The sequence below is a fragment of the Pseudoalteromonas sp. SR45-4 genome, from assembly GCF_014163535.1.
In the GTDB taxonomy this organism is placed as follows: Bacteria; Pseudomonadota; Gammaproteobacteria; order Enterobacterales; family Alteromonadaceae; genus Pseudoalteromonas; species Pseudoalteromonas nigrifaciens.
Window position 1 is genome coordinate 36,332 of record NZ_JACJDO010000033.1, and the last position, 11,568, is coordinate 47,899.

11 protein-coding genes are annotated in these 11,568 nt (G+C 41.0%); 4 read left to right on the forward strand and 7 right to left on the reverse strand.

The features are described 5' to 3' along the window. The 3 genes from H5058_RS13585 to H5058_RS13595 form a co-directional block, all read left to right on the forward strand. A partial coding sequence (locus tag H5058_RS13585) for a cold shock domain-containing protein (RefSeq protein ID WP_182678595.1) occupies positions 1–132 on the forward strand: 132 nt, incomplete at its 5' end. A gap of 271 nt (positions 133–403) precedes the next feature. Continuing rightward, a complete protein-coding gene (gene rnr / locus H5058_RS13590) occupies positions 404–2,653 on the forward strand; it encodes a ribonuclease R (protein WP_182678597.1) in 2,250 nt (749 codons plus the stop codon). A gap of 157 nt (positions 2,654–2,810) precedes the next feature. Next, positions 2,811–3,056, forward strand: coding sequence for a DUF3297 family protein (locus H5058_RS13595; protein ID WP_172459242.1), 246 nt, complete (start codon positions 2,811–2,813; stop codon positions 3,054–3,056). Positions 3,057–3,139: 83 nt separating this feature from the next. Here H5058_RS13595 and H5058_RS13600 read toward each other — a convergent pair whose 3' ends face one another. From H5058_RS13600 to H5058_RS13610, 3 genes are all read right to left on the reverse strand, one after another. After that, on the reverse strand, positions 3,140–4,444 hold the full coding sequence (locus tag H5058_RS13600) for a DEAD/DEAH box helicase (RefSeq protein WP_182678599.1): 1,305 nt from the start codon (positions 4,442–4,444) through the stop codon (positions 3,140–3,142). A 149-nt stretch (positions 4,445–4,593) separates the two neighbouring features. Then, positions 4,594–6,414 carry a glutamine--fructose-6-phosphate transaminase (isomerizing) gene (glmS, locus tag H5058_RS13605; RefSeq protein ID WP_011329617.1) on the reverse strand — a complete coding sequence of 607 codons (1,821 nt, stop codon included), beginning with the start codon at positions 6,412–6,414 and terminating at the stop codon, positions 4,594–4,596. A 60-nt stretch (positions 6,415–6,474) separates the two neighbouring features. After that, the gene (locus tag H5058_RS13610) at positions 6,475–7,239 is read right to left on the reverse strand and encodes a DeoR/GlpR family DNA-binding transcription regulator (protein WP_086993160.1); all 765 of its coding nucleotides are present in this window, start codon (positions 7,237–7,239) and stop codon (positions 6,475–6,477) included. Positions 7,240–7,397: 158 nt separating this feature from the next. Here H5058_RS13610 and H5058_RS13615 point away from each other — a divergent pair, with 158 nt between their 5' ends. Next, a complete protein-coding gene (locus H5058_RS13615; protein ID WP_182678601.1) occupies positions 7,398–7,925 on the forward strand; it encodes a sugar O-acetyltransferase in 528 nt (175 codons plus the stop codon). Between the two features lie 87 nt (positions 7,926–8,012). Here H5058_RS13615 and cobU read toward each other — a convergent pair whose 3' ends face one another. The 4 genes from cobU to H5058_RS13635 form a co-directional block, all read right to left on the reverse strand. Next, positions 8,013–8,540: a bifunctional adenosylcobinamide kinase/adenosylcobinamide-phosphate guanylyltransferase gene (gene cobU, locus H5058_RS13620; protein ID WP_182678602.1), complete on the reverse strand. Its 528-nt coding sequence runs from the start codon at positions 8,538–8,540 to the stop codon at positions 8,013–8,015. Then, positions 8,537–9,361: an adenosylcobinamide-GDP ribazoletransferase gene (locus tag H5058_RS13625; RefSeq protein ID WP_089368913.1), complete on the reverse strand. Its 825-nt coding sequence runs from the start codon at positions 9,359–9,361 to the stop codon at positions 8,537–8,539. The genes cobU and H5058_RS13625 overlap by 4 nt, the downstream gene beginning before the upstream one ends. Position 9,362: 1 nt before the next feature. Beyond that, complete coding sequence (gene cobT / locus H5058_RS13630; RefSeq protein ID WP_182678604.1) at positions 9,363–10,424, reverse strand: nicotinate-nucleotide--dimethylbenzimidazole phosphoribosyltransferase; 1,062 nt, start codon at positions 10,422–10,424, stop codon at positions 9,363–9,365. 90 nt (positions 10,425–10,514) lie between these two features. Further along, positions 10,515–11,135 carry a histidine phosphatase family protein gene (locus H5058_RS13635; RefSeq protein ID WP_225741021.1) on the reverse strand — a complete coding sequence of 207 codons (621 nt, stop codon included), beginning with the start codon at positions 11,133–11,135 and terminating at the stop codon, positions 10,515–10,517. Positions 11,136–11,568: the final 433 nt, after the last annotated feature.

The window sequence follows — 11,568 nt, forward strand, 5'->3', positions numbered from 1 at the left end:
GCAGACGTGTTTGCACATTTCAGTGCAATTTCAGGCGACGGTTTCAAAACTTTAGCTGAAGGCCAACGTGTACAGTTTACTGTTACTCAAGGTCAAAAAGGCCCACAAGCCGAAAACATTGTTTGTATATAAACACTGTTAAATAATACGCTTTAGTGTATTAACAGCTCACATATAATTAATTTGTCTGTGAGCTAATTTTTTACCACTTACATTAAGTAATTGGTATTACTAAACATTTAAAATTGAGTATGTACTATGCAGCTTAATTTATTTTCGACTCACTGTTCGAGTCAGTCTCGCCTTATGCTTTATTCCACCTTATCTTTATCAATCTTAAGTCTTTTATATTCCTAGTTTGTAGATACACAGTAAAAGCGCTGGGCGAATTTAAGAGAGTTTTATGAATTTGAACCCAACCGCACCATTATCATCACCAATTTATGACAACCCGATCCCGGGTCGTGAATTTATTTTAAGCCTTTTTGGCAAAATGAAAAAAAACCTTAACCGTGAACAAATCGCGCATGCCTTAGAGCTAAAAAATGCTGAGCAAAAAGAAGCCCTCAGAAGGCGTTTACGCGCCATGGAACGCGATGGCCAACTTATGTTTAGCCAACACAAAGGTTACCAAGTTATTGATCAAGCCTTACTTGTGAGTGGTGTAATTACCCTACATGCAGATGGCTTTGGTTTCGTTAATTATAGCGCCAGCGAAAAAGATTTATTTATCGCTAAGAACCAGTTAGCTCACGTATTTGAAGGCGATATAGTACAAATACTACAAGAAGCCGCTAGTCATAAACGCTCAAACAATAAATTAATAAAAATTATTGAGCATAAAACCACCCATTTAGCCGGTATATTAAAGCGCCAAGGCACAGACTACGTGCTAGTAGCCAATAACACAAAATGCCCACAAAAAGTGCAAGTAGCGCAGTGCCAATTAGCAAACACCAGTGTGGGCCAGTATGTAAACACTAAAATTACCCAGTACCCTACTTTTCGCCATGCAACTCAAGTGCAAATAACCGAAGTACTTGGTCTGCCTCACTCTGCAGGTATGGAAACAAAGCTTGCGCTGCGTCGTCATGGTGTTGCAGATAGCTGGAGCAAGGATTTACTAGCACAAGCAAGTTCACTTGGTAATGAAGTAACCGAGCAAGATAAATTAGCGCGTGTAGATTACCGCTTGTTTCCGTTTGTTACTATTGATGGCGAAGACGCAAAAGATTTTGACGACGCCGTATACTGCGAAAGAACAGAGCAAGGAAACTGGCGTTTACTGGTCGCTATTGCCGATGTGTCGCATTATGTAAAACCCAATGATGTGTTAGATATAGAAGCGCAACAACGCGCCACCTCTATTTATTGCCCGGGACAAGTTGTTCCTATGCTGCCAGAAGCATTATCAAATGGCCTGTGCTCGTTAAACCCACATGAAGATCGCCTGGTATTAGTGTGTGATATGACCATTAGCCAAGATGGTCAAGTGACTCAAGCTAATTTTACAGAGGGGCTGATCCACTCACATGCAAGGCTAACCTACACACAAGCACATGCTGTCATTGCTAAACCCCATTCTAGCTCAGCTAAACAATTAGCCGAATTGAATGCTGATGTGTCGCCACTGATTAAAAATTTGCATTATCTTTATTTAGATTTAAGCGCAGCGCGCAAACTTCGCGGCGCTATTGACTTTGATACGCAAGAGCTCAAGCTTAATCTGAATAAAAATCAAAAAATTACCAGTATTGAGCCAATAGAGCGCAATGACGCACACCGCATGATTGAAGAATTTATGCTGTGCGCTAACGTGTGTACCGCACAGTTTTTAGATAAACACCAAATCCCCGGATTATTTAGAGTACATGCAGGGCCACAACAGAAAAAGCTACAAACGCTACGGGCGCTACTGGCCGAAAAAAGACTGCAGCTTGGCGGCGGTGATAAGCCAACGCCAGCCGATTACAATAAACTACTAAATAACATTAGTCAGCGCAGCGATGCCAGCGTGATCCGTACTTTATTACTGCGCTCACAATCGCAAGCCGAATACTCGGCTAATAACCAAGGTCACTTTGGCCTAGCATACAATGCTTACGCTCACTTTACCTCGCCAATTCGTCGCTATGCAGATTTAGTAACCCATCGTGCAATTCGCGCCAAAATTCAGGCTAAGCAGCAAAATGGTTTACAGCGGGCGATAAGCTTCTTAAATGTGTTTGCTAATAAAGCGTCTAGCGTTAGCAAGTTAGCTAAAAAGGCATACCCTTATAACCTTGAAAGTATAGAAACATTAAGCTTGCATTGCTCAGCACAATCGCGCAAAGCCAACGATATTAGCCGTGAAGTAGAAAGCGCCTTAAAATGTAGCTATATGGAAAAATACCTTGGCGATACATTTACCGCCACTATTAGTGGTGTATCAAGCGCTGGCTTTTTTGTTGAGCTAGACTGCACAGGCGTTGAGGGTTTAGTAGCGGTGAGTAGCTTCAGCCAAGGTGAGTTTGTATTTAATGCTGCCAAACAACAGTGGAGCAACAGCAAACAAAAATTTACTATTGGTGAGCGTGTGAATGTGACCTTAAAAAGTATTGACTTACGCCAACGTAAAATGAGCTTTTCACTGGCTAGTTTAACGTTTCATTAATTGCAGACAAGCTGCACTGTTAGTTATTAATTTAAACCGCCGCGCTTAACTGTGAAATTTAATAGCTAACTTTATTAGCATTTATTGTTGTCGTGCTTGAGCATAACACCTGTATTGCCTACAATAGCGCACTATCTATTCAATGCAGATCACAATTATGACTGATACAAATAAACCAGAGTTACCAGACCAACTTTCGATTAATCCACGCAGCAAGTTTTATGTAGAAGAAGTATTCGAACATGAAATTGGTGTAACTCTGAACGGCAAAGAGCGTTTTGACGTTGAAGAATACTGCATCAGCGAAAGCTGGATCAAAGTTGCCGCACCTAAAGCGCTAGATCGTCGTGGCCAACCATTACTTATAAAAGTAAAAGGTACTGTAGACGTATTTTATAAATAAAATACTGATGCAGCACAAAGAAGCCGACGTAACGTCGGCTTTTTAGATCAATGTTTACTCTAATTACTTAACTTGAACTCCGGTTACTTAGATTTACCTCGCCAACCAGCCCAAACATCGTCTTCAAGATCTGCTTTTTTGTTCTTTTTCTTGCCCGTGCCTTCGGGTTTTGCCATTGGCTTTTCGTTTTTAAGCGCCTGTGCGGCATCAACATTCGCTTGGTTCACTGCAAAGCCTGCCACTTGCTCGCGCTCAAGACGTAGTTTGTTTTTCTTCTCAATTATTTTAAAGTGATGTAAATCTTCATAATCAACTAATGAAAGCGCTAAACCCACTTCACCTGCACGGCCGCTGCGGCCAATACGGTGCATATAATCAGCAGGGCTGCGTGGTAGATTAAAGTTAATAACCACTGGCAGCTTTTCAATATCTAAACCACGTGCTGCAATATCAGTTGCTATTAGCACTTCAATTTCGCCTGCTTTAAACTTTTCTATTACGCGGGTACGTTCACTTTGGCCTTTATCGCCATGAAAAACTTGTGCATTAACACCGCGCTTTTCAAGCTTTTGCGCTAAGTGTTCACAATCTTTTTTAGCATTAACAAAAATCAGTGCTTGGCGCCATTTATGGGTTTTAATTAAATGCGCTAAAACAGTGGTTTTCTCGCCTTTATTAACGCAAAATACACGCTGTACTAAAGTGCTTTCGTCTTTGCTTTGAACTTGTATTTCAACAGGGTCGTTTAATAAATCTTGTGTTAATAGCTTAACTTGCTCTGGGAAAGTTGCTGAAAATAACATAGTTTGTTTTTTAGCAGGCATTAACGCTAATAACTCAGCAAGCTCTTCGGTAAAGCCAAGGCTTAGCATACGGTCGGCTTCATCAAGCACGAGTGTATTTAGTTTATCGAGCTTAATAGCATTGCTTGAGATTAAATCGAGTAAGCGCCCTGGTGTTGCCACTATAATATCAGCGCCACCACGAAGTGCCTGCATTTGTGTATTAACCGATACACCACCAAACACAGCAATCGTTTTAATTGCGCCATTAAAGTTAGCAGAATACGATTTAACGCTATCGGCTACTTGAGTAGCAAGCTCACGAGTAGGTACTAAAATAAGCCCCGTTACAAAGTTACCTTTGCTGGCTGCGCTTTTACTACCTTGTTCAAGGAACATTTTTTGTAGCATTGGCAGCGCAAACGTTGCTGTTTTACCTGAGCCTGTATTTGCCCCAGCAATTAAGTCACTGCCTGCAAGCACACTAGGTATAGCCTTAGCTTGAATTGGAGTAGGTTGGGTATATTCCAAGTCGGTTAAACGAGCTAATAGCTCTGGAATAAGGCCAAGTTCGTTAAAAGTGCTAGGGCTTGTGGCTGAGGTCATAAAGGTGTGGGCTCATTACTAAAAATTAGCCTGCAATTTTAGCGTATTTAACGCTTATTAAGTAGGGGTTAGTGATTTAAATCGCATTTAGTTACTGGCAAAAAAAAGACGCTTTCGCGTCTTTTTTATCTTATAACACTAACTTCTTGTTATTCAACAGTAACAGATTTAGCTAAGTTACGTGGTTGGTCAACGTCTGTGCCTTTAATTACCGCTACGTAGTACGACAGTAGCTGTAATGGTAAGGTGTAAACAATTGGCGCAATAATATCGTCAGTGTGATTTACGTTGATAACACGCATGGTGTTGTCTGATTCAAAGTGAGAATCTTTATCTGCGAATACGTAAATAATACCACCACGAGCACGTACTTCTTCTACGTTTGATTTAAGTTTTTCTAGCAGTTCGTTATTAGGTGCTACAACAATAATCGGCATGTCGGCGTCAATTAGTGCTAGTGGACCATGTTTAAGTTCGCCTGCAGCGTAGGCTTCTGCGTGAATGTACGAAATTTCTTTAAGCTTAAGCGCGCCTTCCATTGCAATTGGGTATTGCGAACCACGACCTAAAAATAGTGAATGTTGCTTGTCGGCAAACTCTTCTGCTAACTCGGCAATGCTATCTGCAAGCTGTAAAGTTTCTTCTAATTTTGCAGGTAGTACTTTAATTGCATTAACAATTGCGCTTTGATCAAGGCCTTTTTCTTGCGCTATAGACGCAGTAAGCATTAACAAACCAACTAATTGCGTAGTAAACGCTTTAGTAGATGCTACGCCAATTTCGGCGCCGGCTTTGGTCATAAAGGCAAGGTCTGATTCGCGTACAAGTGATGAGCCAGGTACGTTACAAATGGTCATTGACGCCATGTAACCTTGTTGCTTTGCTAAACGCAGTGCAGCAAGTGTATCGGCTGTTTCGCCTGATTGTGAAATAGTTACTAGTAGGCTTTTTTCGTGTACAAACGACTGGCGGTAGCGAAATTCTGAGGCAATTTCTACATTACAGCTTACGCCTGCAAATTGCTCAAGCCAGTAACGTGCAACCATACCCGAATGGTAAGACGTACCACAGGCAATAATTTGTACGTGTTTTACATCTTTAAATATTTGTTGTGCACTGTCGCCAAAAGCGTCAATTGCTACTCGGTCGTTGTTTAAACGCCCTTCAAGGGTATTACGTACAGCAAGTGGCTGCTCGTAAATTTCTTTTAGCATGTAATGGCGGTAATCGCCTTTGCCTGATGCATCTTGAGTGATGTTTGATTCAACCACTTCACGCTCTACAGCGTTGCCATCGGCATCAAAAATTTCTACTGTGTCACGTGTAATACGTGCTACGTCGCCTTCTTCTAAAAATATAAAGCTGCGAGTAACCGGTAGTAGTGCCAATTGATCAGAGGCAATAAAGTTTTCGCCAAGCCCTAAACCTATAACAAGTGGGCTGCCTGAGCGCGCTACAATAATTTCGTTGCTGTTGTCTTTATCAAATACAACTGTACCAAATGCACCTTCAAATTGCTTAACGGCAGCTTGTACTGATGCGAGTAAGGTTTTGTGTTGCTGACGAAGTTGGTGAATTAAGTGCACCATAACTTCGGTGTCGGTGTCTGATAAAAATTCGTAACCGTCGCCTTTTAATGCGGCGCGCAAGCTTACGTGATTTTCGATGATGCCATTGTGTACTAGTGCTAGCTGGCCGCTTGAAACATGTGGATGTGCATTGGCTTCAGTTACACTACCGTGAGTAGCCCAGCGAGTGTGTGCAATACCTGTATGGCCGCTAACACCTGATTGCTCAAGTGCCGATTCTAGGTTTACTACTTTACCAACTGCTTTTACAGTTTTAAGGGTGTTGCCATCAAGCAGTGCTACGCCTGCTGAATCGTAACCACGGTACTCAAGGCGTTTAAGGCCTTCAACTAAAATTTTATTTACTGGACGTTCTGCAACTGCCCCAACTATTCCACACATAGTGTCTCCATTAATTTTTTAAATATTTGCCCGCTTATAACCTGAATTCAAGTTAACGGGCTATTCCATAATCTCTGCACAAATTAGTTTTACACCACATGCCTCAATTGCTTTGCGTTTATCGTCTGCTAAGCCATTGTCGGTTATTAAGGTGGTTACTATTTGCCACGGTAATTCTAAATTTGGGATTTTTCGGCCAATTTTATCTGATTCAACCATCACTATAACTTCACGTGCTGCTTTTGCCATTACTTGGCTTAAGCCAACTAGTTCGTTAAAGGTAGTAGTACCGCGCTTTACGTCTATGCCATCGGCACCAATAAATAGCTGATCAAAGTCGTAAGAGCATAGTACGCTTTCTGCAACTTGCCCCTGAAACGATTCTGAATGCGGATCCCATGTCCCACCGGTCATCAATAATGTTGGCTCGTTTTCGAGCGCTAGCAAGCGATTAGCAACTTTAATAGCATTCGTCATTACAACTAGGCCTTGTTTACTTGCAAGCTCTGGGATCATTGCTGCTGTAGTGCGCCCGCTATCAATAATAATGCGGTTATGATCTTTGATCAGTGCGGCTGCAGCCTTGGCTATAGCCACTTTACGCTTAGAATCAATCTCATCGCTTACTATCTCTTTTGGTAATGCAATAGCTCCACCATAACGGCGCAGTAACAGGCCACTTTTTTCAAGCGCAGTTAAATCTTTTCGAATGGTCACTTCTGAGGTTTGAAACTGCTCAGCTAATTTTTCCACGACCACTTCACCAAGCTCATTAACCTGAGCCAATATATTGTGACGTCGTTGCTGGGTGTTTCGTTTGGTCATAAGTGATATGCAATTAAGTTTCGTTTCGAAAGATGCGCAATTTTAAACGAAACTAGTTAAATGGCAAGTGAACGAGCAAAAATAAAGCAATTTAATCAAATTATAATAAAACTTAAAATACGGTAAGCTAGGGGTAATAGCCGAATAAAGTAAAGTATATGCAATTATTTAATAGTATCAGTAAAGAATATTTAACTCAGCGTAAGCTCGCCGGCGATATCTGCCGTTTATTTAATAAAAGCCCCAGTAAGGGCAATTTAAAGCGTATTAAAAGCTTATTTTTTGATTGCGGTGAAGAGGTAATTATTGAAGCAGGGTTTCACTGCGATTATGGTAGTACACTTATTATTGGTGATCGTACCTTTATAAATATTAACTGCACCATTTTAGATTCTCCGCTACCTGAGTCGGCCATTAGTATTGGTAACGACTGTTTAATAGGCCCTAATGTACAATTGCTAGCTGTATCTCACGCGCTAGATCCGCAGCAAAGATTAAGTAAAGAAAACTTTAGCCAGCCAATTAGTATAGGTAATAATGTATGGGTTGGTGCAGGCGTAATAATTTTAGCTGGAATAACTATTGGCGATAATGCCGTTATTGGAGCGGGCTCGATAGTAACAAAAAATGTGGCAGCCAACATCGTGGTGGTTGGAAATCCTGCGGTTAAAGTTAAAGATATTTGAAGCAGTAATTCGTTAAAAACAACCTACAAAGCCTACTCTGCAGGTTGTACAATATATAACTAAGCAGTGTGTTTCTAAGGGAGGGGTTTATTGTTTATTTTTTAATGTAAGCGCTAAACCCGCCATAATAAACTCAACTTGGGAAACCTGCGCAGCTAATGCTTGGTGTAACCAGCCAGATTCGTCTACAAATGTACGGCTTAATTCGCCAAGCGGAACTATACCGTGCCCCACTTCGTTACTTACAAAAATAACTTGCCCTGGTAAGCTTTTAAGTTGAGCTAATAACTCAGCTTTTTGCGTTTGCCAGCAATGCTTGTCGCTATGGCATAAACAGTTTGTAAGCCATAGCGTTAAACAATCTACCAATATACAGTTATCAGCTTTACTATGGGCTTTAAGTAGTTTGGCAAGCGCTATGGGCTCTTCAACTAATTGCCAGTTTGCTGGGCGGTCTTTTTGATGGCGCGTAATACGTACTTGCATTTCATCGTCATTAGGCTGTGCAGTGGCAAGATAAATCACCGATTTATTACTCTTAATCGCTAACTGTTCTGCAAAACGACTTTTACCACTGCGGGCACCACCTAAAATAAGTGCATGGTTGTTGCTCATAATAAGCCCACTAAGGTTAAGTAAATAACCACCTCAGATAACTGCTGCGCCGCGCCTAAACAATCTCCAGTATAACCACCTAGCTGGCGCTTAAACCAGCGTACTAATACACTGCGTAAAATGAGCAACACGGCAATAATAATCACCGCTGTTTGCCATACAATAATATTTAAGAAAATTAAACTCAGTAATAAAATTACTGCAGTGAGCGTTAAAATAGCTAAGCTGTTAAACGACAAATGCATAGCGATAGGCTTAACTTTTGAGGTGGCATCCTCACTCACGTAATCCATGCTCATAATTAAACTGGTTGCTATTACCCGACTTAAACACTGACCCAGCAATATCGCAGTTATAATGGCTGTGAGCGAAGTACTAAGTAATACCAGACTCTGAAACTTAATCAGCAATATTATAAATAATGCCGCAGCTCCATAAGTACCCAAACGGCTATCTTTCATGATAGTTAATTTTTGCTCTACCTGCCAACCGCCGCCAAAGCCATCCCACACATCAGCCCAGCCATCTTCATGAAACGCGCCAGTTAATAGCAAGCCAAAAGCCATCATTAATAACACACTTAAAGACGGCGGTAACAACAGCTGAAAAATACAGTAACTAAGTGCCAACAACCCACCAAGTAACAAACCTACTAATGCAAAATAGCGACTGGCTTGATTAAGGTGAGTATTAGTAACATTAAAACGCAAAGCAACCGGAATGCGGGTTAAAAAGCTAATCGCCAATAATACTAACTGCCACTGCGTGACCTTGGTTTGTAATTTATTATTTGGGGTATCTAAAAGTGAACTGTCACTCATATTATACAACCTGCTCAACACCGGCATCCGCAAAGCTTGCCATGTGGTTATAAAAGCCAAGAGCGGCTTGTAGCAAAGGTAAGCTCAATGCTGCGCCAGTGCCTTCACCTAAGCGTAAATCTAATTGTAGCAAGGGTTTAACTTCAAGCTTGCTTAACATTTGTTGATGGCCTTGTTCATTAGAACAATGAGCAAAAATTAAATACTCTTTTACTATAGGGTTAATTTTAATCGCAACCATAGCCGCAGCACTACAAATAAAGCCATCAACAATAACGGCCATACCTTGCTCTGCCGCCGCTAGCATTGCACCGGTAATATGCACAATTTCAAAGCCACCCACTGCAGCAAGCAGCGCTATTGGATCAGCCAAGTGGGCTTTATGCAGTTGTAATGCTTGCTCAACAACATTGATTTTACGCGCAATTAATTCGTCACTCACGCCAGTGCCTCTACCCACACATTGCGTCACAGGTAAATTTAATATTGCTGCCATAATAGCTGCGGCACTCGTGGTATTGCCAATTCCCATCTCCCCCATAGCCAATGTATTACAGCCTTGTTGTTTAAGCTGTAAAACCAGTGACTTAGCATTACTAAACCCTTGCTCTACTTGCGCAGTGCTCATGGCCATGTGTAAGTTAAGCGGGGCGGTTATATTACCAAGTCGGCAATCATGTACCTTGCTAGCAGGGCTTTTTTCTAATATACCGCAATCAACAACCTCAAGTTGCCAGCCAAGTTGCTGACAAAATATATTTATAGCAGCGCCGCCAGCGACAAAGTTAGCGACCATTTGTGCAGTTACTTCACTCGGTGCAATTGATACTCCTTGCGCTGCAATCCCATGATCTCCAGCAAAAACAACTAAAGTAGGGTTACAAATCTCAGCTTTAAATGCAGTAAATTCAACGTCACTCTTTATCGTTTGAGATAGTATTTTTACTAACTGTAATGCAATCAGTTCAAGCTGACCTAGTGCCCCTAGGGGTTTGGTTTTATTATTTATTTTATTGTGAATAAGGTGGTCAAATTGATTATTCAAAGGGGCTATTTTAAACATTGTGTAGCAACTCACGTTTTCAAAAAAGTAAAAAGATAACTGCTAAATCCCACAACTGATATCGTTGTGATAAAAGAGGATCAGGCGTTTTTAAAAAATAATTTTAGGCCAAGCTTGGCCATTTTCATCAAAAAATATATCGATACAAATAACCTTGCCATAACCCACAGTAAATATATTTTGATAATTTAACTGTTTTGGCACCTGACAAATAATAGCGAGTAATTGCTTTATTACTCCTGCATGCGTAATTACAAGTTGTGAGCGAGTACCTTGGCAAATAGTATTAACTAATAATTGCTGCCACCACGTTGTTATGCGCTGATAAAAATGAGCCATGCTTTCACCGTTAGGTGGCGTCACGAGCCAAGGGCTTTGCCAAAAGTCACCAATTGTCGGTGTTTTAGTATGCTGCCACAGTTCATCATAGCTTTGGCCATCCCAATCACCAAAGTTAAACTCTTTAATATCGTCGGTTATATTCAGTGGTATTTTATTAAAATCACAAAATTGCCGAGCAAACTCACTACAGCGCTTTAAAGACGATGAGGTAACTAAATCAATATTTGCTAACCTGCCACAGGCGATATTTAACTGCTCAAACCCTTTTTTACTCAATATAAAATCGGTATGCCCCGCTAAAACATCTTTAGTCGTAAGCTCACCATGTCGCAGTAAATAAACTCGGCTAGAAAATGCTGTCATGCTCATACAAGTCTAAAATAAATGTACTTTGAGTTTATCAGCATAGTATTTTTTTATCTTTGAGTTTTACTTATTAATGACTTGAATTTTACTTTTCTGCAGACGTAAAAAAAACCGATTATTTTCAATCGGGCTATCTCGATTTGGAGTCGGCGCGCTACTTCGTAGCGACAACGCTGTAAAATGTCGTAGTGCCCACAGCGGTAGAAAATCACAGTGCAAATGCACCACATTCATTGGCTAGTGGTGATGTTTTTATGATTTGAGTGTCGGGTGTCGCTACGCTCGCCCAACCTACGCGAGAGACTTTTGTCCATTATTCACCCACATTTCACTTTTCTGCAGACGTAAAAAAGCCCGACTATTTCTAGTCGGGCTTTCTACAATTTGGAGCCTGGCAATGTCCTACTTTCACATAGCAAATGCTACACTATCATCG

Bases quoted from the DNA above. Each gene is read 5' to 3' on its own strand.
- rnr (WP_182678597.1), top strand. From the start codon at position 404: ATGAATTTGAACCCAACCGCACCATTATCATCACCAATTTATGACAAC.
- cobU (WP_182678602.1), bottom strand. From the start codon at position 8,540: ATGAGCAACAACCATGCACTTATTTTAGGTGGTGCCCGCAGTGGTAAA.
- H5058_RS13635 (WP_225741021.1), bottom strand. From the start codon at position 11,135: ATGAGCATGACAGCATTTTCTAGCCGAGTTTATTTACTGCGACATGGT.
- H5058_RS13610 (WP_086993160.1), bottom strand. From the start codon at position 7,239: ATGACCAAACGAAACACCCAGCAACGACGTCACAATATATTGGCTCAG.
- cobT (WP_182678604.1), bottom strand. From the start codon at position 10,424: ATGTTTAAAATAGCCCCTTTGAATAATCAATTTGACCACCTTATTCAC.
- H5058_RS13615 (WP_182678601.1), top strand. From the start codon at position 7,398: ATGCAATTATTTAATAGTATCAGTAAAGAATATTTAACTCAGCGTAAG.
- glmS (WP_011329617.1), bottom strand. From the start codon at position 6,414: ATGTGTGGAATAGTTGGGGCAGTTGCAGAACGTCCAGTAAATAAAATT.
- H5058_RS13595 (WP_172459242.1), top strand. From the start codon at position 2,811: ATGACTGATACAAATAAACCAGAGTTACCAGACCAACTTTCGATTAAT.
- H5058_RS13625 (WP_089368913.1), bottom strand. From the start codon at position 9,361: ATGAGTGACAGTTCACTTTTAGATACCCCAAATAATAAATTACAAACC.
- H5058_RS13600 (WP_182678599.1), bottom strand. From the start codon at position 4,444: ATGACCTCAGCCACAAGCCCTAGCACTTTTAACGAACTTGGCCTTATT.